This window comes from Psychrobacter immobilis, from assembly GCF_904846185.1.
Lineage (GTDB): Bacteria > Pseudomonadota > Gammaproteobacteria > Pseudomonadales > Moraxellaceae > Psychrobacter > Psychrobacter immobilis_B.
In genome coordinates this window covers 79,696-104,139 of record NZ_CAJGZQ010000008.1, presented here as the reverse complement: position 1 = coordinate 104,139, position 24,444 = coordinate 79,696, and the positions used below count along the sequence as shown (strand labels likewise).

Genomic DNA, 24,444 nt, shown 5'->3' with positions numbered 1-24,444 from the left:
GAAGTCTATTGATTCTTTAGCCAATCAATCGCCATTTGCCACAGCTGTGGTGCTTTAGCGTTGGTTCTGCTACTAAAATAGCGCATATGACCGATGCTGTTTAGACCAAAGTCTTTGGGATGTAAAAAGTGCTTTTCAACTGGCATTTTAGTAAAAACACGAATCATATCATCCATATTTTTGCTATTGGCAATGTCATCATCACTAAACCCCAGCCATAATGATGGCATAGTAATATCATCATAAAAGTGCGTTTGTATACTTTTGCCAAAGGCTGTTTTGATATAGCCTGCGCCATTACACCATTCGCGCCACTGCCGAGACACGCCCCGTGGTAGCGGTTCGCCCATACCAATTTTATCTGACGGCGTGTACCCTAACGTCAAATTGGCGAGTGGAATAAAGGCATCCATAAAACCCATCGCCTTGAGTTTATAGGGCATGCTCATATTTTTAATACGACCTGATGAGCAGGCGACATTTAACACTGAAGCGAGCGCACTATAATTTGGCATCAAACCAATCAGCTGACCGCCTGCACTATGACCAATTAAATGATAAGTGGCGTCGGAAAATTCATCTTGCAACGCATCAAGGACGGCTGGCATATCATGGCGACCCCAGCTAATCAGCGATGCATCGCATTTAGCCAATGCAGACGACAGCGATTCACCGATGCCTTCATTGTCAAAGGTTAGTACACCAAAGCCATTTTCTGCTAAGTGAGTGGCAAAATTGTGATAAAACTGGCGCTTGATACCCGTTGCTGGCGCGAGCATAACCGCTTTTTTTACCTCATTTTTAGGACGGTAGACAGTCGCTGCCAGTGCCTGATTGCGCTCAGTCATGATGCTCAGTGAGTAAATATCCGTCTGACACTGTTTATTTTCCATGCTTTAACCTTCATATTGTTAGGGTTCTATGCGGTGTGGAGTGGCTATTTATTTGCAATTATTTATCAATAATCTGCTCTCAAAATGTAGTCATTACGTAGTGATAAACCGCTTAAATTAGCTGATAACCACCTGATAGCCACCTGATAGCATCGCTTATGTTAAGATAAATGCTGGCAAGCAAGGCGTTCAATTGTGACTTTCAAGTTCTATGCTATTTATCTGGGGTGGTATTATCCATTAGGGTTTTAACGAGTATTTAACAAAAACAATCGATATAAAAATTAAGGAAGCTATATGCAAATGAAAATTAACAATGACACTTATGAAGTCATTACCAGTCAAGACATTACCAATATTGAAAAAGCAGTGGATAAATCAACGTTAACGATGCCGTTGGTAGCGGTTTATTGTGGTTCGCGTTTGGGCAATAATGAAGTCTATGAGCAGGCAGCCCGCGAGTTGGGTAGTGCGCTTGCTGACAATGGCATGGGTTTGGTCTACGGCGGCGCGAGCATCGGGCTGATGGGTGCCGTTGCAGATGAGGTGATTCAAGGCGGCGCGCAAGCGGTCGGTGTGATTCCAACCTTTATGCTCAAACATGAGATTGCTCATGAGCAGCTGACTCGCCTGCATTTAACCGATACCATGCACACTCGCAAAACCGTGATGGCGGAGTATGCCGATGCTTTTATTACCTTGCCGGGCGGGCTTGGTACCTTAGAAGAAATTATGGAAATCGCCACGTGGCGTCAGCTCTATCAACATGAAAAACCGATGATTATTCTGAATATCAATGGTTTCTATGATCGTATGATCGAGCACTTAACATATACGGCTGACCAAGGTTTTATGAAACAAGAAGATTTGGAGCGTTTGGTGGTATGTAACACGATTAATGAAGCCATTGAGCTATTAAAAACAGTCGTAAAAATAGACGATGCAGTCGATACCGAAAAAATGGCTGGTAATTAAGAGTACATATTCTTATTTATAAATGCTTTGATCTGTAAATGCTTTTATATATAAATGTTTTCATCTATAAAAAAGGAGAGAAGGGCTGATCGTTAGCCATTCTCTCCTTTTTTTGTTCAATTTTTAATAGAACGCTTTTTATATCTCAGTAGCACCTGCATCATTAGCCGTGTTGAAACCCTTTAAAGTTGTCTCGCCAATACCGTGATTCACATCAGCCATTGCTAATGGAAAGCCTCGTTGCTCAGCCAGTGTACGCGCGACTTTATCAATCGCCATGCTATCGTGTTTTGTCAAATACGCCCAATTATGAGCATAACGATTGCGGTTGGCTGGCGTGTCATGATCGATTAAGCCAAGTTCAGTCAATTCATCAACGATTTGATCGGCAGCAATCAAAGTTGATGATGCTTTGACGTTTTCCGCACGAGCATAGCGAATATTAGAGTACAAGCTTACATCAGCCACTCGCAGCGTATCGTCCTCACCGGGAATTTGCTGCCCACCATATAGCGCGTTACCGACAGTACGTGCGCTATGGAAGGTCGGCACAAACTCCGCCACATAATCAATCGCTTGCTGACTACGCGCTTGTAACGGTGCTTTATCCCAGCCATCTTCGATATAGTGCACATACTGCGGCGGCAGCTTAGGTTGGGCGCTGTCTTTGCTAGAGGCGACCAAGCCATCATCGAATAGCGTGATAAATTTGCTCATGCCATGTATTTGAAAATAACCACTGGGGTAAGGCGTGAGTTGTGCCATGCCTTCAGGTGTGCCGCGACTGCCATAAACGATAATCTCTGGTATCTGTCCGCCAGTATTATCCCAGTGGGTGATATAAGAAGATTTAAACTCGACCATACGCGTGACTTTGACCCCGACCATATCGTCGATGACGCCCGTACGAAAACCGCAAGCGTTGATTAAGTAATCCACTTCGATAGATTCAGTTGTACTTTTGGTCTCAGATTCGATTGTAAGCTTAGTTGCAGAGCTAGCAGCTTGCTGATAATCAATACGCCATTTAGTGACATGATGGTCTGCGTTTGAGCAGTTTTCACAATCAACAGGCATGACTTGCTTAACCTGTGTATCGGTAAAGACGTGAGCATGCTCATAATCTGCTAAGGCCAATTGTGCAGAGGCCGCCAAGCGAAAAATATTCCAGCCGTACTCTTGCACGACAATCAGTGGAAACTTGACTTTATTTAAGTCCAAATACTTAGCGACTGGTATCATCCATTCATCAATCGACCGCGGCACAGTGACTTGTTCACGTTCTGACAGCGCAATGAGTTGCTCATGACTATAAAGCTGATAATAGTTTTCAGGTTCGCCCAACACTTTGTTATTAGCATCTTCGGCGATAAGCTTACGATACGCATCAGTCAAGATATCTAGACGTGGTAGCAAGTCTTCTGGCAAGCCTTCATCGCGAGTTGGTACGGCAAATACTGTTGGGCGAACATCGATGGTATAAGGATAAAGGCGCAATATATCGATACATTGTTTGAGGAGAGCCACACAATCTTCATCAGGAATTTCGCGGTATAGATTGCCGCCAGCATGCAAGTGACACATCGGTGGACCATCAATCAGCGATTTGTTTTTTTCAAATACATAAGTTTCAAGCCCCAATGCCGCAAGGCGGATAGCAATGGTTGCTCCTGCCGTACCACCACCAAGAATGCCGACACGTTTGGCAGAGTGCGCTTGGTTTTTCACTGGGTTTTTAATGAAAGAGTGAGTCATTGTCGTTGTTATATCCTTAATAGCAGTTACAGCAGGTCATGCTCGGCGTATTTGTTAAATGTTCTATTCTAAAATCTTATTTTAAAATTTTTGTCCTAATGGATGTTGTTCCAAGCCGTTTATAACTATTGATATGCGTGCAAAGGACGTCAAGTTCAATATGCATATGAAGCCGTAACGGTCATATTTGTTATTGTGTAGTAATTCTTAATGTGTATAGGGTATTCTACGAAAAATGACAACCAATATGATGGCAAATACGTAAGTAGATACGTGAGTTTTGTCAATGAATGGCTATGCCAGTTTACCCAATTTGCAAATACATAAGCTTTTGTAAATTTATATAGGGATAGAAACGACTGCGCGGTTGCATATGCTATATTAAAACTGCTCAAAGTCAGCGGTAGGTTTTTTTGCCGTTTAAATCGTCTGACAATGAGAAAAATCCAAATAGAATTTATGATGACAATCACAATCACAATCAAAATGACAAGGAAGTTATTATGAAACGTATGCTTATATTATCGGCTCTCACCGGTGTTTTAACGCTTACTGGTTGTACTACGTTAAACAATGTATTCGGCAATGATGATTCTGGCATGCATGATGTACAAGCCACCAATAAAAATACCGCGCCAGTCGCGAGTAAAAACGGCATGTTAGTCGATGCAAGCAATCACATGACCTTATATACCTTTGACAAAGATGGGATGAACAAATCAGAGTGTGGTAGTGCCTGTCTAATTGCTTGGCCCGCATTTATGGCACCGAGTAATGCCAAAGCTTCAGGGCAGTTTGCAGCGTTTCAGCGCGAAGATGGCAAGTATCAATGGGCGGTAAATGGTAAACCGTTATATTTCTATGCCAATGATACAAAGGTGGGCGATAAAGATGGCGACAATAAACTGGGCGTTTGGCACATCGTCAAAACCAAGTAAAGTAAGCCCATTGTCTACCGAAATGAAAGACAATTAGCATCAAAAAAGCAGCCATTACGATGGCTGCTTTTTTGATGCTAATTGTCTTGACTGATTAAAATAGTAAAATAACGCGATCAAATATCTGCCAAAGCTTCAGCTTGTTCAGTCTCCAAGATAGTTTCTTTAGTAAGCTCTTTTCTATATAAAGGGAAAAAGTCGGAGCGTAAATCATTTTCGGTGAACCAGCTATCAGCGACTAATGCTGCGTATTTTGCTGGATTAACGACGAGTCTATAAGTTTTGAATAATAACTCTTGTGAGCTAAACCCCTTTTTATACTCATACAAAGAATCTAGATTAGAGCCTACGCCGCCGCCAAGATGTAGTAATTTATAATGATTGGTTCGACCCCAATCACGAGCCACATGGGTAATAAGTTTGGAAGGTTGTAGATGGGTATAGGCGTTGAGCGTGCCTCCGAGATGAAATTGCATAATGCCCGATTCTTTACAGATTGTGTAGATAGAAGAACCAATCGCTTTATTATCCTGATAGGCAGTTATCAGTAGTATTCTGTCTTGCAAATTTTCGAGCAGATTAAAAAAGTAATCATCATCAAAGAAGTAGTACTGATCTGCCTTCACCTGCGCCATCGTTTCTTTGTAAATATTGGAAAACATCACTGCATTCTCTCTGGTTAAACGCTCAATTTTTGTCACGACATCCATTTTTAAGGCTTTTTTAATGCCTCTACGATGACGATTTTGAGTCTCACTCCAGTGCTCCTCTTCAGATTTACCCAAGTCAGACATCAATGTCAATCCATGAGTGAGTGCTTTGCCGACCGTTGGTAGCCACTCTTTATTGATGATTGGATGCAGTCGCATGAATAAAGACACACAGCCTTTTGCTAAGAGAAAGCCCCTTACTTCTGCCAATATTATGTCTAATTCGGCATCAGTGAGAGACTTGTCCATGACAGGACCGCCGTAACCATAAGTAGAAGTCGCATCCCAATGCTCTGAGTCGAGTTCTCTTATAATGAGAGGTAAAAAGATTTTTTTATTGTTATAAGTGGCAATCACTCCTTGAGGAGTGCCTTTATCCACAATAGCTGACGCAGCAATCCAACCAGATAAGTGATAAATATCAAAGTGATAATCAGCGATGTTTTTATCCCAGTCTTTATTTATCTCGGCAAAGTCTACCTGTACTGTATCCATCTTTCTGCTCCCTCAGCGTTATGTTTTATATTCGTAAATCCGTATATATGAATATAACAATAAAAACTGAGGTTAACAAGCAAATGGAAAGTATTTATGTGATTTATTGAATATATATAAATGTCGAGTGAGTTGATTCATTATTGTCAAAAAAGCAGCCACTATGATGGCTGCTTTTTTTAGAGTATGTAGAGGAAGTAGCGATTTGTGCTTGGCTAAAAACTAGACTTATTTAGATTTTTTGTTGGTTTGCGCTTTTTTCTCTATCAACTCACCATCGATTTGGATCGGGACATCGGTGGTAATACCATCTGCGAAAGCTGTCATACCATAGGCTGCGCGATCAATATTACCCGTTGCACGGAAGCCAATAACGGGCTCTTTGGTAAGAGGGCTATTGGCGATTTTATTCAAAGTCACATCCAAAGTTAATGGTTTGGTTTGACCTAACATAGTAAAGTCACCTGTGACCTTGGCTTGTTGCGGATTTATAAATTTTACGCTGGTTGATTTAAAGGTCATGGTTGGATATTTGGCGACGTTAAAAAATTCAGCCTTTTTTAAATGCTCATCACGTGCATCCCAATTGGTGTCAATGCTATCGGTTGCAATGGTGAAGCTCATATTGGTTTTACTGGGTGCTTTAACATCGTAATTAACGACCCCTTTGACGTCGTTAAAATGACCCATGGTGGTCGAAAATCCTAAATGATTGACAGAAAATCCCACACGGGTGTGCGAGTCGTCTAATTGCCATTGACTAGGTAATGCCGCACTTGCAACAGTGGTGACTGCCAGTGCTGAGCTGATAAGCAGGGCTTTTGCGCTATTCTTCATAACAGTATTTATCATTATATTGTCCTTATTGAGTGTTTATAAATAGTGGGTGCTTGATTAATGAGGCGACATCAGACGGTATCCATCATCATTGACAAATGACGAATATCAAAAATAAATTATTAAATAAATCTAAACTTAAAATAATTATTGATTATTTAAACTAATTTAATATTATACTTACATACCGTATACCTCTCAACAAAATAGAGATTTTGGTGACAACTTATCACATATATCACTCACAACTGCTGCTTGCGTCTAGCGGTAAAAACCGTTAAAATCGCGGTTTGATTTTCCCGCTGGGGAAAGGCTAAGTGAGCAGAGGAATGGTGTTGGGTGCTGGAATAAGCCAGTGACGCAGCTGCCATACTTATCAATGTCCCTTAGTGCCTCAGTTACGTATGTCATGACTTGCTTGACACATCGTCTAAGATGGTGTTCAAGAGCGCTATACATACATCGGACATAGAGAGTTTATTATGCGTAAAGATATCCATCCTAATTACCAAGAAGTTTTATTCCATGACACTAACGCTGACGTTTTTTTCTTAACTCGTTCAACCGTTAAAACCAAAACCACTCGTGAATACGAAGGGTCAGAATATCCATACTACCCACTTGATATCTCAAGTGCGTCGCATCCATTCTATACTGGCGAACAACGCAAAACTTCTACTGAAGGTCGTGTTGCTAGCTTCAACAAACGCTTTGGTGCATTTGGTGGCCGTAAGAAAGCTGCTGATACTGACGCTGCAGAATAATTCACACGTATTGCGTGATATTATTTTGAGCATGTGTTTTTTCAAACATGCACAGTTATAGTATTAAGAACATAAAAAAACCGCTGACTATTCAGCGGTTTTTTTTGTTTAGATTTTTAGAAGTAACGCCTCAATGGTTTTTAATCAGTCAACTCACCATCGTAAGGGGAAGGATTCAGTAACTGTATAATCAACTCTGACAATTGCTGCGCCCAATAGCCATACATGAGGCTGCTAGGATGAAAACCGTCACTGGCAAACATCACTTTGATATCGATTGGAGTACCGTTCGAATGCTCTGCTATCATTCGTGGAAAGTCAGTGGCCATGTAGGTGACACTATCATGAGCGGCGCAAACTTGCTGCAATGTCTTATCAAGGATAGAGGCTTTAGCACCCACAAAGTTACTTAGCGGGGCAGGTATCGCAGGCATCTGTGCCATCGGCGGCAGGCTTAAAAAAATCAACTCTCGCACGCCAAATTTACGCTGAGCAATAGCGATAATACTTTCAATTTGCTGTTGCCATTTATCCACAGAGACTTTAGAGGTGGTGTCGTTGACGCCGACACTCAGCACCATCACATCAACAGGCTGGCTAGGCGCGGGTAGAACATAAAGCCTACGCAAGATATCAAAGCTGGTATGCCCCGTCGTCGCTTGCAATGACCAGTTCAGTATATCAAACTGATTTTGGATAGCAGACTGCTGCGTCAAAACAGGAATTAAGTTACCGACAAGCGCTTCTTGCTGCGTCTCACTACCGACGCCAGCCGCCGCCGAATCGCCAACGATCATTAGGTTTAATGTTCGCTTGTGCGCTTCTTTTAGCGATTCAATCGCGTCATTTAATTGAACTTGCCCGTGCCTTTCACCATTTGGCTCAGGTAGACGTACCGTATCACGCTTAATTTTGCGCCCTTGATAAAGATAAATAGGAGCAAGCAGTACATCTCTTGCCACCGAGGCGATTTTATTGCTATTTATCATATTGCTACCATCCTGCACGCTCCCGAATAGTGGTGAGATTGTCTTCAATTAATAATTTACCATCGACATAAATATCACGCAGTAGGTTATCTGCGTCTGCAGATAGGTCTTCAGCCTTGATGGTTTTTAGCTGTCCATTGCTGTTTTTGACCAGCGCCAAACGTCCCTTCTTTGAGCGTTTAGAGCGGCTGGTAATCGGGTCTTTATAGATGTCTGTCCATGTGCCATCGATAGAGATAGCACTGGCTTTCATCGCCCAGCTCATGGTATCGCGGTTGACTTGTTGTAATAGACCACCGCCCATACTAAAGGTCACATTCTCTGCGCTAAAGCCTGCTTTCATGATCACCTCAATGATCTTAGTTAAGCTTTGTGGGCTAATGCCATCTCCTTGGATGACACGTACATAATCAGGCAGCACTTTATAGCCTTTACTATTAATCGTCGTTCCAAATTTTACTGCCAAGCGCTCTAAGGCTTCGCGAACCACTTTGGCAGGCTCACCACTATCGGGTCGGATAACCAAAGTCCCGCCCATATTTTTGACGTCGTCTTTCAGGCTGCCGCCCCAAATATTATCAATGGCGTTCCATAAGTCATAGCTGTCAGAGACCACTGAGAAGCTTTTACCAGCGCCGCCAAACTGCTCAATCATATTGGCAAAAGCAGCGGTTTCGCCGTCACGACCCCACGCGGTCATGGTGCTATGCTCAGCGGCAGGAATAGAAAACGCCGGCATGTCTTTATCCATGTGGTACCAGCGGCTGGCAGCCACCAACGCTGTCATCGAATCGGTTCCAGCAAAGTTCACCAAATGCGCTAAGCTGCCGAGCGCGACAGACTCTTGACTAGATGCCCCGCGCGAGCCGAAATCGTGCAAACGAAAAGTGAGCGATTCGGTATTGTCCGCAGATTTTTCTAACGCTTGACGAATGATGCCTTTGCAATAATGCGAGACACTAGCGACGGTTGATGGATACCAGATAGCACGAAGCAAAGCAGTCTCGATATAGCTTGGCAGCCAATAAAACTCAGGATCAGTGTTGATAACTTGGCAGACGACGTTGGACACGGGTACGATGCTGCCTTCAGGGATGGCTTCGATGCGCAGTGGCATGTAGCCGCCATGTTTATCAACCAAACGCTCCCAGCCAGCACGGTTAAAGGTCAAACCGTGTGCTTGAATGACCATTTCGGCTTCATCAATGTCTTGATGAGTGATTGGCGTGCTTAGATATTCTTTAATAAAGGCTTGCAAGCCAAAGAACACCACATCGTAGTCGCCTTTACGCGCCTCAATATAGCTGGACAGATACTCACTACCTTTTGGGTATTGCACCCAATGTGAGGTTTTGTAGCTGTCGCTATTTAGAATTAAATTGTTTAAATTGCTGGTATACATCACAGAACTCCTCTGCTTTGAGATGCCGTAGCTGCGTTAATGAAAGAACAGTTACGGCGGTTAGCCCTTGCTGTCTATCAGCTTGGGCGTGGAAAATTGTTAATTAAAAATCGGATAATCGTCTGATAAAATTCTATAAACCAACCATTTTAGTAATAATTGCATAATGGTCTTCAAACATCATGGTGGCGTCAAGCTCAGCGAGTGGTAGCCAAAAAGCCGTGGCTGCATCGTCGCCGCCTTTTACTTTTGGCAAGCCTTTTGGGTCATTTTTAAGTTGAAAATAAAAGGCTTGAGTAATTGTACGACCACGTGCTGAGCGATATGGGTCATCAAAGGTATGCTGACTATGACAAGAGCCGCGCAATACTGGCTCAGGGACTTTTAGGCGAGTCTCCTCACGTAGCTCACGGATACAGGCATCAAACAAGGTCTCTTTGGGGTTTAAAAATCCACCTGGTAATGCCCACAGTCCGCGCCCTGGCATACTGCGGCGCTCAACCAATAGAATATGTCCTGACTGGACAATTAGGGCATCTGCTGTCATAAAGGTTGGTGGATAAGGCGCTGATTCCCACTGTCTTTTATATTTATCAATAAAGTCGGCTTCTTCGTGCAGATTTTGATATTCGTCTGTCTTTTTGAAGTCATTCAAAACCTTGCGCGTCGACTCAGGCGTGCGTTCAGGAGTCGGGGTCGCACCCATTAGGTAGCTATCACGAATTGGGGTGGCGGATAGATTGTGATAGCTCGGTACAGAGACGGACGCCCAGTTGGGGAATAGCGATAAATAATACGAGGAGCTGTCTTTGGAATGACCAATCAAGCCGATATCAGTTTGCAAGTCACCAGTGACAGACTTCACGCCTGCTTGCACGTACTGTAGCCAGCGCGTGTCGTTGTAGAGTGCATCATCTAGAGCAACGCAGTGAATGCGTGCCGCTTCTGCTGCTGAATATGCGCCTTTAATCATGGCAGCACGCTCAGCGACACTAAAGGGATTGCGTAAACTACGCGGTAAGTTAGCAGAGCCGATCAACATAATGACATTATCAGCACGCTTCAATGCTTCGTCGATGACCGCTTTATGTCCACGATGGAAGGGCTGGAAACGCCCGATAAAAACCAAATAACGATAGTGTTTATTGTCTTTAGCTGAACTTTGCTCTGATGATTCGCTCATATACGCCACTTTCCTACTACGGATATTTCATTGGTTAAAATTTATTGAGTAAAAAGTAATGACGCCAATACTGACACAGCCTATCACTCGCTGACAAGTATAAAGATGTTTAGAGGTGTGCGGTTTCTGATTATAGTCCGTACCATGCTGTAGTTAGGCTACAACCGCACCGCTATTTTAACGGGCATGCTGCTCAATCCATGCGGCAACTGTTGGCCAAATTTCGTGGGCGGCGTTACGACTAATCATAATGCGGCTGTGCGTATAATCGTCCAAATCCCCATGGCTGAGCGAGTATTCTCGAAAGATATTGGCAGAGTTTTTAAAGGGTTCAAAAAACAGCTGACAACCACGAGTAGGGGAGATGAAATTGTCGCCTTTTGCGCTGATAGCATAGATGGGTATCGTGATTTTTGGCATCTGTTGCCGGTAGTCTAAAGGTGCATCATCAGCGGCGCATGTATCCATGCTGGCTGTATTAAATGTACGTTGCTTAAGAAAACTGCTGTTAAAGTTTTTTTGTAGATTCCAGTCGTACCACTGGTTCATCATATGATAGCTTTCATTAAAAGGCCCTAGCTTGATTTTTTTAGCAGGGATATAGCCAACCAGCCGCGTGAATAATTTTGCTACAAGAATTTTAGTATGATTTATCGGATTTATTGCAGCGCCATAAGCTTGGCAGGCAAACATGCTGGCGCTATTAATCTTATCGATATAGCAGGGATGCTGGATCAAAAACATCGTTAAACCAACTCCGCCGCCGCTATGGGTGACGCAATGTAGATTGTCGAGTTTTAATTCCTCAAAAAGATAGCGAAAAGTCGCTTCATAGTCATAGGTTGCAACCGTTTCGAAGTTGAACTTTTCTTTGGGTATTGAGCTTGCGCCATGACCGCGCCATTCCATGATGTAGCAATGATGACCGAGGCGGGCTAGATACTCAGCGATTTTCAAACAGGTTTGTTTGTCCGAAAACGTGCCGTGCGTCAAAAATATGTTTTGCGATTTTATGACAAAGGTATTGGTGGTAGGGGTATCGCTCTTTGTTTCGTCTTTTGTACTATCTACAATCTTCCAAACGGCTACTTGTTCGTCGTCTTTGGTCGTTACTAGATTCAGTGTTTGTGTCATCATAAGATTGATTCAACTAAAATATGAAATTTCTGCTAGCTTAAATGTAATGTTTAACAATGAAAACTATAGTAATAAATATAAAGATGCTAAAAAATTGCGTTATAAAATAACGCTTGAACATCCTCTTTTCTTCGATATCTAAGCGATCTCTATAGTCAATATAAAAGAATGTCAACTGGAGTAATGGATGACGAAAAAATACCAACGCTACATGAATTTTGATATAGCGAGACATAATTTCTTTTACAGCTTTGGTATAGTCAACACCCTCCGGTACTAAAAGCGCGACGACTATAATAAGGGCAACAAGAATGCCTAATATAATAATCAATAAGTAAACCTATAAAAAGATATTTAGGACAACACACTTTACCTTGTAAATAGATCTAAAACTAGCGCTAGAAAATAGCAAGCATGATAAGTGCTTTGGTTGTATGGTCTTACACATTGTTAGACATACCGTAGCATGGGGAAGAAAGTAGGTGGTTAGTTAGTGTTCTAGGTGCTTGATAATCACGGTTGCTGTCTTTATATAGTAGGGGATATATCAATCATTAGATAAGCGCTATTTATCGTAACTATTTCGTCATTGTTAATAAAGCATTGATAAAACCGATAGCAGTCATTTGTGAGCATTTTGGTTTAATTCACAGTAGCGCAGTCGGAATTGTCGTCTGAGTACGTTATAATAGCTGCTATAAATTGAGCAAAATGTTATAACAACGGCAGTCCGTATTTTAAGACAACAGACCGTAATGATTGATAACCCGCATAACTTATACCCGCTACCTAATTTTAAATTCACGACACAGTAGCCATGACAGATATAGCGTTTGTGTCATAACGCATAGGACATATTATGAGTGAGCACAACCAAGCTGAGAGCCAACTAGATCAGTCAGCAGACTATGAATCAGCGCTAGATACTGAGCAAACTGTAGCAAAAAGCAATATTACTATTACTGAGTCAGCCCAAAGCTACTTAGCAGATTTGTTATCCAAGCAGGATACCGATGGTATCGGCGTGCGTATTTTCGTTGAGCATCCAGGTACGCCGCGTGCAGAGTGCTGTATGGCTTATAACCAACCGGGCGAAGAGGATCGCGCTGACCTGCGTTTTACGTATGACAGTTTTTCTGCCTTTATCGAAGCGGCGTCTGTTCCTTATTTAGAGGATGCGGTGATTGATTATAATAAAGACCGTTTTGGTGGTCAGCTGACCTTCCGCGCGCCAAATTCTAAAGTGCCTAAAGTGGGTGCGGATGCCAGTGTCGAAGAGCGTATCAACTACGTATTGCAGTCAGAGATTAATCCCGGCTTAGCGGCGCATGGTGGCGACGTACAGTTGCTTGAACTGATTGATGAAGAAGGCGTTGGTCTGACTGCGGTATTGAAGTTTGGTGGTGGTTGCCAAGGCTGTTCAGCCGTTGACATGACCTTACGTCAAGGCGTTGAAGTGCAGCTGAAACAACAAATTCCAGAGCTGACCCAAGTCATTGATGAAACCGATCATACCCGTACAGAAAACGCTTACTATAAATAGAAATCTCAGTAAAAGCCAAAGCGTTAAGTAATGTCTGAAGAGTTATTTTAATTAAAAAGCCAAGTTTTGATGAACTTGGCTTTTTTTATTGCTATGATTTGGTAGATTGTTTTTTAGCTGAATTTTCAGTGACATATTGTTAATTAATAATTTGTTGATTAGTCATTTATTGATTAATAACTTTTATCGAAATAAAGGAATATATGATGAGTGACGAACAAGCAGCCCAGCAAATAGCCCAAGAATCAGCGACTCCTCAACGTCTTGAAACCTTGGCGATTCACGCCGGTTATAGCGTTGAGCCAACGACTAAAGCGGTCGCAGTGCCTATTTATCACACCAGCTCGTATGCTTTTGATAACACTCAGCATGGTGCTGATTTGTTTGATCTAAAAGTTACAGGCAATATCTATACCCGTATTATGAACCCGACCAATGCCGTGTTGGAGGAACGCGTCGCGGCGCTCGAAGGTGGTATCGGTGCCCTTGCAGTAGCATCTGGCATGGCAGCCATCACTTATGCGATTCAAACCATCTGTGAAGTGGGCGATAATATCGTTGCTGTGTCGACCTTGTATGGTGGTACTTATAATTTATTTGCCCACGCATTGCCGCGTCAAGGTATCGAAGTCCGCTTCTTTGACCACAAAAACCCTGAGGCGATTCGTGATTTGATTGATGACAAAACCAAAATGGTCTTTGCAGAAAGTATCGGTAATCCATTGGGCAATATCGTAGATATTCAGGCATTAAGTGATATTGCTCATGAATATGGTGTGCCAGTCGTGATTGATAGTACGGTTGCCACGCCTGCGTTATGTCGTCCTTTTGAGTTTGGTGCGGATATCGTGATTCATTCATTGACTAAATATATGAGTGGTACGGGTACCTCGATTGGTGGGGCGATTGTCGATAGTGGTAAATTCGCATGGGGCGACTATCCTGAGCGTTTTCCCTTATTGAATACGCCAGATCATAGTTATCACGGTGTGAACTTTGTCAAAGACGTGGGTGCAGCAGCCTTTATCGCTCGTGCTCGTGTGGCACCGCTGCGTAATACTGGCGCGGCACTTAGCCCATTGAATGCCTTTGGTATTTTGCAAGGTATGGAGACATTGAGTCTACGTATGGAGCGCCATGTACAGAATGCCCAAGCCGTTGCAGAATATCTACGTGACCATGATAAAGTTGCTTGGGTGAAATATGCAGGGTTACCGGATCATCCTGAGCATGAGCTTGCCAAAAAATATATGAAAGGCACGCCTTCTGCTATTTTGACCTTTGGAGTCAAAGGTGGTCTAGAAGCAGGTGCGCGCTTTATCGATGCGCTGCAATTGATTACTCGTTTGGTCAATATCGGTGATGCCAAATCACTAGCCTGTCATCCAGCGACGACCACGCATCGCCAGCTCAATGAGCAAGAGCTCGAAAATGCAGGTGTAAGCACTGATATGGTTCGTTTATCAATTGGTATCGAGCACATCGAAGATATCAAAGCGGATCTTGCGCAAGCATTAGCCTCGGCTTAGTATTAAACGCTTTTTATTGAACTGAGCCATGTGAGCTGAGCAATGTGAACTGAATAATTTGTCTCATAATTAATAATAAAAAAGCCCATATCAATCGATATGGGCTTTTTTATTATCAGCAATGACAGATTTTTATAAGTTAAGCAGATAGTACACGCTTTGCAATATCTCTATAATCTTGTGAGGCTAATCGTGGTCCAAACTGTTGAATCACCTGCGCCGCCACTTCGCTGGCAAGACGACCACATTCAGGCAAGCTATAGTGCTGCGACAACGCGTATAAAAATGCGCCTGCATAATTATCACCGGCACCATTGGTATCAATGACATTAGTAACGATTGGTGTAGCAACTTCATAAATCTCAATCTCTGATTTATCATCAGCTTTATGAGCGATCGTTGCACCATTGGCACCATCAGTGACGACTGCCGTCTGGCAATACTCAAGCAGTGCGCGTGCGGCTGCCTTGACTTGTTTTTTGTCCGTAAAGAGTTTGGCTTCCTCACTATTACAGAATATCACTGCCACTTTATTGCCCAGCATATTGAGTAAACCGTCTTTGGCAAACTTCACCACGGCAGGATCAGCAAAACTTACGGCAATTTTTGCAGAATGAATCCCTGCTTGTTGACGCAACTGAGTCATGGCAGGCTGAATACTCTCAGTCATGGCCAAGTAGCCTTCTATATATAACCAGTCAGCTTGTGTCAGCGCATCAAAATCGACATTTTCTGCGGTGATTTCGCTTGAAGTACCAAGATAAGTTTGCATGGTGCGCTCGCCATCTTCAGTCACTGCGACCACACATGAACCCGTTACTCCGCCTGCATGGATAGATTTCTCTGAAGTTGCAACGCCTGCTTCATGTAAGTCTTTGAGGTAAAACTCGCCTTGTTGATCGTCACCGACGCGACAGGCATAAAATGGCTTGCCGCCTAAACTAGCAAAGGTATACATCGTATTGGCCGCTGAGCCACCACCAGCCTGCTTTGATGGTGCAATTTCTGCCAGCTTAAAATACGCCAATAATTGCTGTTGCTCGTCGATACCTGCCAGCGTCATATTGCCTTTGGTCAAATCAGTCTCTTCTAGCGCCGCATCTGACAGCACATATTCATGGTCAACCAATGCGTTGCCTATCGCCATTACATTGTACATTGCTCACTTCTCCTCAATGGTTTTATAACTGTCTTTAATATTAATATCCAAAAATTATTCAGCTTGTAGCTCAAGTAAGCGCTGATATAGCGCATTCTTTTTGACGCCAGTGATATCAGCGCCCAATGCAGCGGCTTTTTTAACCGATAAGTCCTCAAGCAAGCGCTGCAATAATTTATCATGAATACTGATGTCATCCGCATCCTGCGCCACATTCACGCCAGCGACGACCACGACTATCTCACCGCGCTGTTGATTGTCATCAGATTTGACAAATTCTACCAAATCCCCAAGGGTACTTTTATGGACAGTCTCAAAGGTCTTAGTCAATTCACGGCAAAAAGTGACTTCACGATCTGCGCCAAATACCGCCGCCATGTCTTCTAAACTGGCGATAATACGATGCGGCGCTTCATAAAATATCAATGTTTCAGTACGTGTGTTTAATGCTGCTAATTGCTTTTGGCGACCGTGGGTTTTGGCGGGTAAAAACCCAATAAAGCTAAAGCGGTCTGAGGGCAATCCTGCGACTGACAGTGCAGCAATGGCAGCAGAGGCACCAATGATAGGAGAGACTCTAACGCCTGCGGCATGAGCGGCCTGTACCAGTTGATAACCTGGATCACTGATGAGTGGCGTACCGGCATCACTAATCAAAGCAACCGAATGACCTTGCCCGATCATCTCGATAATTTTGGGTGTTTGAATGGCACTATTGTGTTCATGATATGCCCAAAGCTTGTTATGACCTTTTTGCTTGGTCGCGGTATCAGCGTCTGTTACGTTATTATCGGTATTATTTTTAGTGTTAGGAGCTTCTGACTCTTTTGCGTCGTCGGCTTTACTGCCTTTGGTATCAATGCCAAAATGCGACAATAGCTTACCTGAAGTACGGGTGTCTTCACAGGCAATGATGGCGACTTGCTTTAAAACATCAATGGCATGCGGCGTCATATCGCTTAAATTGCCAATCGGCGTGGCAACGATATATAGACAAGCTGGCATCGCGGTAGGGCTGGACATGAAAACCTCGGAGTATTAAAAGCGGGAATGAAAATATAATGTGGCGCGCTGACTGACAAAACTGGTCAAAAATAGAACTTAAGCAAAGCATAAAACACCATACCAGCATCTGCACGCGAAAGTGGCTAGTTTAGCATGATGTGCTATGATAATTCTGAAATGTTAACCAGACCTATCGACCTTATGTCCAGTCATAAACCTTTGAACCTCACTTCACCAAAGCAGCGCCAAGGCAGTCTGTTCGAGCAGCAGGCGTGTGAGTTTTTACAATCGCAAGGATTGATTTTGATTGCCCAAAACTGGCAGCAGCCCAAAGTGGGTGAGCTGGATTTGATTATGCTGGAGACAGGTTCAGCATGGTCGACATTGGTATTTATCGAAGTGCGTCAACGGCAGCGTTCAGGTTTTGGTGGTGCTGCACTGAGCGTGACGGCAAGCAAACAACGTAAAGTGATTAGAACGGCGCAATATTTTTTGCAACAGCATCCTGAGTATGAGGATTATGACTGCCGGTTCGATGTCATCGCTTATGATACGGTAGGTACTCATATTAAGACTAGTGGTCAAAACATAGCAAATCAACCACAATGGCTCAAAGGTGCTTTTATAGCAGATACGTGATATTAGGATGCAAAAGCTACCCAACTAGAAGGTAGTAAGTACTTATCATCGAGTGAGCGTTACCAAAAACCTAACCGCTGATAGTAAAAATTAAGTAAAGTAGCTAAGTTGTTATTAACTGAATTAACAGTTGTCAAAACAAATGTTATTAGATTAAAACTGGCTCAATCAATTGACTTTATACGATCGTCACACTCATGTTCTAAGAGGTAAATCATGACACGGATGCATTTGCGCACTGCTATTTTTGGCTCATCACGCCGCACCGCGATAGGCGTTATGCTAATGACCAGCATCGTCACTACGGGCTGTACCACCAATTATTTGACCAACAGTACAGAAGGTACGTATGGTGTACCGATGACAGAGCGTACCATTCCGCAGAGACTACTGGATCGCAGTATCGAACATACCGTCAAAATCAATGTTTATGGGTTAAAAGAAGACCTGCAGCAAACCAGTCGTATGGGTATTGATAGCTTTAATAGTGAAGTGTTATTGACAGGTGAAGTACCCACTGAGGCCATCAAAGTGGAAGTCGAAAAAGTCGTCAGCTCTATGCCAGATGTGCGTCATGTCTATAATGAGCTAAACGTCAGCGCGTCTAAAGGCTATAGCTCGACGGTTCATGATGGCTATATCACCTCAAAGCTGCTGGCAAAAGTCGCCGCGAGTGATGGCGTCAAAGCCTCACAGATCAAAGCCGTGACCAATGATGGTGTGGTTTATATTATGGGACGTATGACACCGACTCAGCAGAGTCACCTAATCGATATTGCCAATAGCACCGTTGGTGTGACTGAGCTGGTGCTGCTGACGACCGTCGTTGATGACAGGGGCGTAAAGATAAGTAAAGACGACATTATGTCTGAAAATAACTTGGTAAATCCTGCTTCAGCGCCAGTCGTTGTGGATGCTGCTAGCGTTAATAATTCTGAAGCGCCAGCGTCCGTTGGCACATCGACTCCTATCGTCGTGACCGAAGATGGCACAACCGTTGAGCAACCGTCATCAAGCCCATATATAGACCTATATCAAGATCCGTAAAAAGTGTTCTAAAACATAGCTGTTATTTATTAATAAAACAGTGGCTAAATAGCTTGTAGGGTAAGCTATTTGCCCCGTCAGTTTAAATCGTGTTTAATGACAATAAACCTAAACACTGTTAACAGGAAAAACACCAGAACGTCTGAGCCAGCCAGTAAGATATAAAAAGCGAAGAATAGACGAGACAGTATTAGTGATTATTTTATAAAACGGCTGTCGCAGTGCTGTTAATTTTGATCCATGTATAAATATAATAGGGATACTGGCAATGAAGGATGCAAATAAGCGCTTAGAATATAATAAAAGTCGTCAAAAAATAAATAATGAAAGCATGATTAATAATACTGCTAGCAAAGTAGGCATTCTAAAATTCACAGGTGTCGCCGCCTTAGCACTGGGTAGCGTTGCCCTAGCCACCCAGAATGCGCAAGCCCTATCGCCACTCGCTATCGTTAATGGCATTACTGCTAGTGGCGGCGTTGGCGTCAGCAAAAACATTCTCTATGGTGATGAGCCTGATCAAGATTTGGATATTTATTATCCCAAGCCATTAGCACAAGCGATGAAAGCCCAAAGCGCCATCAACGATGGTGTGATTAATGATAGCTATCCGATGGTGGTGTTTGTCCACGGTGGCTCATGGGAGAGTGGTAGTAAAGAACAGTATGCCTTTGTCGGTCAGAGTTTGGCGCAAGCAGGTTATGTTACCGCTGTGATTAATTATCGTAAAGCGCCTGAGCATGTATACCCTGATTATGTCAAAGATACGGCGCAAGCGATTGCTTGGAGTATCAATAATGCTCCTAGCTTACATGCTGATCCTAAACGCTTGGCGGTAATGGGACATTCTGCTGGTGCATTTAACGCGGTTGCAGCGGTCGCCAATGAAGATTTTTTAGCGCCTTATGGTATTAAGCCAAAGGATATTAAAGCGGTCGTTGGTATTGCTGGTCCTTATAGTTATGACTTCCGTAAATTTGATAGCGCCACCGCCTTTGCTGCTGATGCTACGCCAGATGAGGTGATGCCAGACCGTCAAATTAAAGGTGAGCAGCCCCCGTATTTATTGTTGACTGCCGAAAAAGACAAAGTGGTGTATGCGACCAACACGATTAAAATGACCAAAGCGTTGCAAGAGGCTGGCGTCACCGTGGAAAACGGTGAAATAAAAGGTGCCAGTCATGCGACCAGTATTGGTGCGATGGCACCGCCGCTACGTTGGGTCAATGATGTACGCGCGCAAGTACTGACGTACTTGGATAAAATGCTCAAATAATGGATGGCAATCAGAAGTTAGGTGCAGTTGCGTAAGACAGTACTGTAAGATGCTTAAACTCTTGTTATAATGTCGTCACTTTAAATCTATACCCTATCTGACACTTTAAGGCAGAATATTCTATGAGCATGAACGCTGACGATTTGATTGCATTTTTACAGACTCACTTCCCAGACGCTTTTATTCAAGCTGCCAATCAAGGTAATAAGTTTGATGTACGCGTGGTTGACGCCAGTTTTGAAGGTAAGCGTGCCGTGCAACGTCAGCAAGCGATCTATGCGTTAGTCAATGATAAGATTGCCAGTGGCGATATTCATGCGCTCAATATTCAAGCATTGACGCCTGCTGAATGGGACGTTCAGTCAAAAGGCTAGACCGTTATACATATGATTGGGCTTGTTAGACTGGCCATTACATTGGCGTGGTTTGATTGGTCTGATTTTCACTATTTTAATACTCATCGCTAGGTTGTCACTTCTATGGATCAATTTTTAATCACTGGTAGTAGTCGTATCGCAGGGGAAGTTACTATCTCAGGCGCCAAAAATGCTGCTTTGCCGTTACTTGCCGCTATGATATTGGCCGAGACGCCAACGACATTGCACAATGTGCCATCGTTACAAGATGTGCGGACCTTGATTGAATTGATCGGTGGCATGGGTATCAAAATCCAAAAGCAGGACGATACTGTCACCTGCGATACCAAGAATATCGATAATTTCTATGCACCGTATGATTTAGTAAAAACCATGCGCGCATCGATTTTAGTGCTTGGACCATTGCTGGCACGTTTTGGTGAGGCAGAAGTGTCATTGCCCGGCGGCTGTGCCATTGGTTCACGTCCTGTTGACCAACACCTAAAAGCCTTTGAGGCGATGGGTGCTGAAATTAGCGTCGAAAATGGCTATGTAAAAGCACAAGCACCAAAAGGCGGCAAGCTGATTGGCTGTAACTACTCTTTTGATATGATCACCGTTGGCGGTACTGAAAACGTCATTATGGCAGCCGCACTTGCCAAAGGTACGACCGTCTTAGGCAACTGTGCACTTGAGCCAGAAGTCGTTGATTTGGCCAATATGTTGGTCGCTATGGGCGCTAAAATCAGCGGTATTGGTACCTCTATCATGACCATCGAAGGCGTTGAGCGCTTACACGGTTGTGAATATTCAGTGGTACCGGATCGTATCGAAACTGGCTCTTACCTTGCTGGCGCACTCATGACGCGTGGCGATGTGTTGACTAAAAACACCTCTGCGCTATTACTAACACCTGTATTAGAAAAATTCGAAGACATGGGTGCCATTATTACCACTGGTGATGGTTGGATTCGTGCGCAGATGAAAGGTCGCCCTAAAGCGGTTGATATCCGTACTCAGCCGCATCCAGGTTTCCCAACCGATATGCAAGCGCAGGTCATGGCTATTGCGTGTCTGGCGGATGGTACGAGTACCTTTATCGAAAATATCTTTGAAAACCGCTATATGCATGTCCCTGAGCTTAATCGTCTAGGCGCTTCTATCCAAGTAGATGGTCATACGGCCGTAGTAAAAGGCGTCGAAAACTTCACCGCTGCCCCTGTGATGGCGACTGATTTACGTGCGTCTATGTCATTGGTGATGGCAGCGGCAACTGCTGAAGGTGAAAGTTTAATCGACCGCATTTATCATATCGATCGTGGTTATGAGCATGTCGAAGAAAAGCTGCGTGCGCTTGGGGTCAATATCGAACGTATTAATACTAATGACTAATATCGATTTTCTTATCAAATCCATGATCTGAATGATTGATACGATTGGCGTTGATATGAATAGCTTAGTAACCTACCACTAAAAGCCCCCTTCAGCGGGGGTGTTAACTGTACATGGACATGATGTCATTATGACTTACGCAAGCAATAGCCTACCAAATGATGGTTTATTAAATGAAGTAAATGATGAGTTTTCAGGCTTAACACTGGCCTTATCAAAAGGCCGTATTCTAGAAGAGACCATGCCACTGCTACGCGCAGCTGGTGTTGAATTGTTAGAAGATCCTGAAGCCTCACGCAAACTTATTTTCCCAACCTCAAACCCGAATGTGCGTGTATTGATTTTGCGTGCCAGCGATGTGCCAACCTACGTTGAACATGGCGCGGCTGACTTTGGGGTGGCGGGTAAAGATGTGTTGCTTGAGCATGGTGCCAATCACGTTTATGAGCTGCTTGATTTGAAAATTGCTCAGTGTAAGCTGATGACCGCTGGTGTAAAAGATGCGCCGCTACCCAATCGTCGCCTACGGATTGCGACTAAATACGTCAATGTCGCCCGCGCTTACTTTGCGAGCCAAGGTCAGCAAGTCGATGTGATTAAACTGTATGGCTCTATGGAGCTTGCGCCGTTGGTCGGATTGGGTGATTTGATCGTCGATGTGGTTGATACAGGTAATACGTTGCGCGCCAACGGTCTTGAAGCACGCGATCATATTTGCGATGTGTCCTCACGCCTTATCGTCAATCAAGTGAGCTACAAGCGTAAATTTGCGTTACTTGAGCCGATTTTAGATAGCTTTAAAAATAGTATTGCCAGCGCTTCATAAATTAATTCCTAATGAATCAATGCTTTATCAAACGATACTAATCATTGGTAATCTCAAGCATTGTCATACAAATTTTTAAACCAGTTTAGCGCTATAAGATAGATATAGCGTGCTAAACTGGTTTTGTTGTATTTGCTTGCCAGAAAGTATGAGGTTAGTATAATCTGAACAAACTAAATATATAGAAACTGGTATATCAGCCATCACAATTATTATTAATACTCAATACCCCTCATTTTTACATCGCTAATTTTCAGCAGTCTTTTATGCTCAGATATAGGATTAAGTCATGCGCCAACTAAGTACCCAAGATGCCGATTTTGACAGTCAATTGACAGAGTTACTTGCCTTTGAAACCGTCAATGATGCCGATTTACTTAAGACCGTTGATGATATCATCGCGCAAGTTCGGCGTGATGGCGATCGCGTCGTACTGGCATTAACCCAGCAATTCGATCAGCATCCGGCGACGACGATGCAAGAGCTAGAGCTGTCTAAAGAGGCACTTGCGGAAGCGTTTGCGAATCTTGATGATACAGTGAAATCCGCATTGACCACCGCAGCAACGCGTGTGCAGACTTTTCATGAGCGCCAAGTACAAGAGACTTGGCAGTATGAAGATGAGCTTGGTAATCGCTTGGGTCAAAAAGTGACGCCGCTTGATCGCGTTGGTATTTATGTGCCTGGTGGTTTGGCCTCTTATCCGTCTTCGGTATTAATGAATGCGATTCCTGCCAAAGTGGCGGGTGTTAAAGAGGTCATCATGGTGGTGCCAGCGCCAAAAGGCGTGCTCAATCCATTGGTGCTAGCCGCCGCACATTTGGCACAAGTCGACCGTGTCTTTACCATCGGCGGTGCGCAAGCGGTTGCTGCCTTGGCATATGGTACCGAAACGATTCCAGCGGTGGATAAAATCACTGGCCCTGGTAATAAATATGTTGCAGCGGCAAAGCGCGCGGTATTTGGTCAAGTTGGGATTGATATGATCGCTGGTCCTTCTGAAGTATTGGTCTATGCAGAGGGCGAGGCGCAAGATCGCGCCGATTGGTTGGCGATGGATTTATTGTCACAGGCTGAGCATGACCGTATCGCTCAAGCTATCTTTGTCACGACCAGTGAACAGCAGCTTGCAGACGTCGCGGCTGAAATTGAAAAAGCGCTGGCAGAGTTGCCAAAAGCCGATATCGCCCGCGATTCCCTAAAAAATCGTGGCGCACTTATTTTAGTCAAAGACCGCGTTGAAGGTATGGTGGTGATTAATCGGGTTGCCCCAGAACATTTAGAGTTGTCAGTTGATCATCCTGATGCGCTACTCAATGATATTCGTCATGCAGGTGCTATTTTCATGGGGCGTCACACGCCTGAGGCGATTGGTGACTACTGTGCAGGACCCAATCACGTGTTGCCAACCTCTGGCACTGCGCGTTTCTCTTCACCGCTTGGCGTTTATGATTTCCAAAAGAAATCATCGATTATTTATTGTACTGAAGCCGGTAGTAAGCCATTGGCTGAGACCGCAGATATTTTAGCGCAACGTGAGGACTTAGAAGCCCATGCGCGCTCAGCCCGTTACCGTTATCAGTAACGTGGCTTA

Annotated in this window: 22 protein-coding genes; 12 read left to right on the top strand and 10 right to left on the bottom strand. The window is 43.7% G+C overall.

Annotated features, from left to right (window positions below; translation table 11 throughout):
• Positions 1-5: 5 nt before the first annotated feature.
• Positions 6-893, bottom strand: a complete 888-nt coding sequence (locus JMW94_RS06210) for an alpha/beta fold hydrolase (protein WP_201603023.1) — start codon at positions 891-893, stop codon at positions 6-8.
• A 297-nt stretch (positions 894-1,190) separates the two neighbouring features.
• Here JMW94_RS06210 and JMW94_RS06205 point away from each other — a divergent pair, with 297 nt between their 5' ends.
• A complete protein-coding gene (locus JMW94_RS06205) occupies positions 1,191-1,868 on the top strand; it encodes a TIGR00730 family Rossman fold protein (RefSeq protein WP_201603021.1) in 678 nt (225 codons plus the stop codon).
• 138 nt (positions 1,869-2,006) lie between these two features.
• Here JMW94_RS06205 and JMW94_RS06200 read toward each other — a convergent pair whose 3' ends face one another.
• Positions 2,007-3,623, bottom strand: coding sequence for an FAD-dependent oxidoreductase (locus JMW94_RS06200; RefSeq protein ID WP_201603019.1), 1,617 nt, complete (start codon positions 3,621-3,623; stop codon positions 2,007-2,009).
• A 503-nt stretch (positions 3,624-4,126) separates the two neighbouring features.
• On the opposite strand from JMW94_RS06200, the gene JMW94_RS06195 reads away from it, so the two are divergent.
• Positions 4,127-4,561, top strand: coding sequence for a hypothetical protein (locus tag JMW94_RS06195; protein WP_045447953.1), 435 nt, complete (start codon positions 4,127-4,129; stop codon positions 4,559-4,561).
• Positions 4,562-4,677: 116 nt separating this feature from the next.
• Here the strand turns inward: JMW94_RS06195 and JMW94_RS06190 are convergent, their stop codons facing one another.
• Together JMW94_RS06190 and JMW94_RS06185 are read right to left on the bottom strand one after the other, a co-directional pair.
• Positions 4,678-5,766 carry a GNAT family N-acetyltransferase gene (locus JMW94_RS06190; protein ID WP_201603017.1) on the bottom strand — a complete coding sequence of 363 codons (1,089 nt, stop codon included), beginning with the start codon at positions 5,764-5,766 and terminating at the stop codon, positions 4,678-4,680.
• Positions 5,767-5,994: 228 nt separating this feature from the next.
• The gene (locus tag JMW94_RS06185) at positions 5,995-6,618 is read right to left on the bottom strand and encodes a YceI family protein (RefSeq protein ID WP_201603006.1); all 624 of its coding nucleotides are present in this window, start codon (positions 6,616-6,618) and stop codon (positions 5,995-5,997) included.
• A gap of 467 nt (positions 6,619-7,085) precedes the next feature.
• On the opposite strand from JMW94_RS06185, the gene JMW94_RS06180 reads away from it, so the two are divergent.
• The gene (locus tag JMW94_RS06180; protein WP_011281173.1) at positions 7,086-7,367 is read left to right on the top strand and encodes a type B 50S ribosomal protein L31; all 282 of its coding nucleotides are present in this window, start codon (positions 7,086-7,088) and stop codon (positions 7,365-7,367) included.
• A 140-nt stretch (positions 7,368-7,507) separates the two neighbouring features.
• On the opposite strand, the gene JMW94_RS06175 is transcribed toward JMW94_RS06180, so the two are convergent.
• The 4 genes from JMW94_RS06175 to JMW94_RS06160 all read right to left on the bottom strand — a co-directional run bounded on the left by JMW94_RS06175 (position 7,508) and on the right by JMW94_RS06160 (position 12,078).
• Complete coding sequence (locus JMW94_RS06175; RefSeq protein ID WP_201603003.1) at positions 7,508-8,356, bottom strand: SGNH/GDSL hydrolase family protein; 849 nt, start codon at positions 8,354-8,356, stop codon at positions 7,508-7,510.
• A 4-nt stretch (positions 8,357-8,360) separates the two neighbouring features.
• A complete protein-coding gene (locus JMW94_RS06170) occupies positions 8,361-9,758 on the bottom strand; it encodes a nicotinate phosphoribosyltransferase (protein ID WP_201603000.1) in 1,398 nt (465 codons plus the stop codon).
• 133 nt (positions 9,759-9,891) lie between these two features.
• On the bottom strand, positions 9,892-10,941 hold the full coding sequence (locus tag JMW94_RS06165) for a bifunctional nicotinamide-nucleotide adenylyltransferase/Nudix hydroxylase (RefSeq protein ID WP_055125886.1): 1,050 nt from the start codon (positions 10,939-10,941) through the stop codon (positions 9,892-9,894).
• A 177-nt stretch (positions 10,942-11,118) separates the two neighbouring features.
• Complete coding sequence (locus JMW94_RS06160) at positions 11,119-12,078, bottom strand: alpha/beta fold hydrolase (RefSeq protein ID WP_201602997.1); 960 nt, start codon at positions 12,076-12,078, stop codon at positions 11,119-11,121.
• Positions 12,079-12,937: 859 nt separating this feature from the next.
• Here JMW94_RS06160 and nfuA point away from each other — a divergent pair.
• Together nfuA and JMW94_RS06150 are read left to right on the top strand one after the other, a co-directional pair.
• The gene (gene nfuA / locus JMW94_RS06155) at positions 12,938-13,621 is read left to right on the top strand and encodes a Fe-S biogenesis protein NfuA (protein WP_201602980.1); all 684 of its coding nucleotides are present in this window, start codon (positions 12,938-12,940) and stop codon (positions 13,619-13,621) included.
• Positions 13,622-13,827: 206 nt separating this feature from the next.
• The gene (locus JMW94_RS06150) at positions 13,828-15,150 is read left to right on the top strand and encodes an O-acetylhomoserine aminocarboxypropyltransferase/cysteine synthase family protein (protein ID WP_201602964.1); all 1,323 of its coding nucleotides are present in this window, start codon (positions 13,828-13,830) and stop codon (positions 15,148-15,150) included.
• Between the two features lie 139 nt (positions 15,151-15,289).
• Here the strand turns inward: JMW94_RS06150 and JMW94_RS06145 are convergent, their stop codons facing one another.
• Together JMW94_RS06145 and rsmI are read right to left on the bottom strand one after the other, a co-directional pair.
• The gene (locus tag JMW94_RS06145) at positions 15,290-16,309 is read right to left on the bottom strand and encodes an adenosine kinase (RefSeq protein ID WP_201554850.1); all 1,020 of its coding nucleotides are present in this window, start codon (positions 16,307-16,309) and stop codon (positions 15,290-15,292) included.
• A gap of 54 nt (positions 16,310-16,363) precedes the next feature.
• Complete coding sequence (gene rsmI / locus JMW94_RS06140; RefSeq protein WP_201602949.1) at positions 16,364-17,332, bottom strand: 16S rRNA (cytidine(1402)-2'-O)-methyltransferase; 969 nt, start codon at positions 17,330-17,332, stop codon at positions 16,364-16,366.
• A 135-nt stretch (positions 17,333-17,467) separates the two neighbouring features.
• Here rsmI and JMW94_RS06135 point away from each other — a divergent pair, with 135 nt between their 5' ends.
• The 7 genes from JMW94_RS06135 to hisD all read left to right on the top strand — a co-directional run bounded on the left by JMW94_RS06135 (position 17,468) and on the right by hisD (position 24,435).
• The gene (locus tag JMW94_RS06135) at positions 17,468-17,953 is read left to right on the top strand and encodes a YraN family protein (protein WP_201602946.1); all 486 of its coding nucleotides are present in this window, start codon (positions 17,468-17,470) and stop codon (positions 17,951-17,953) included.
• Between the two features lie 216 nt (positions 17,954-18,169).
• Complete coding sequence (locus JMW94_RS06130; protein ID WP_087814772.1) at positions 18,170-19,000, top strand: BON domain-containing protein; 831 nt, start codon at positions 18,170-18,172, stop codon at positions 18,998-19,000.
• 268 nt (positions 19,001-19,268) lie between these two features.
• Complete coding sequence (locus JMW94_RS06125) at positions 19,269-20,276, top strand: alpha/beta hydrolase (protein WP_227685436.1); 1,008 nt, start codon at positions 19,269-19,271, stop codon at positions 20,274-20,276.
• Between the two features lie 122 nt (positions 20,277-20,398).
• Positions 20,399-20,650, top strand: a complete 252-nt coding sequence (locus JMW94_RS06120) for a BolA family protein (RefSeq protein WP_010200621.1) — start codon at positions 20,399-20,401, stop codon at positions 20,648-20,650.
• A gap of 105 nt (positions 20,651-20,755) precedes the next feature.
• The gene (gene murA / locus JMW94_RS06115) at positions 20,756-22,024 is read left to right on the top strand and encodes a UDP-N-acetylglucosamine 1-carboxyvinyltransferase (RefSeq protein WP_201540651.1); all 1,269 of its coding nucleotides are present in this window, start codon (positions 20,756-20,758) and stop codon (positions 22,022-22,024) included.
• Positions 22,025-22,154: 130 nt separating this feature from the next.
• A complete protein-coding gene (gene hisG / locus JMW94_RS06110) occupies positions 22,155-22,850 on the top strand; it encodes an ATP phosphoribosyltransferase (protein WP_201602943.1) in 696 nt (231 codons plus the stop codon).
• A gap of 289 nt (positions 22,851-23,139) precedes the next feature.
• The gene (gene hisD / locus JMW94_RS06105; RefSeq protein WP_201602929.1) at positions 23,140-24,435 is read left to right on the top strand and encodes a histidinol dehydrogenase; all 1,296 of its coding nucleotides are present in this window, start codon (positions 23,140-23,142) and stop codon (positions 24,433-24,435) included.
• The last annotated feature ends 9 nt before the right edge of the window (positions 24,436-24,444 follow it).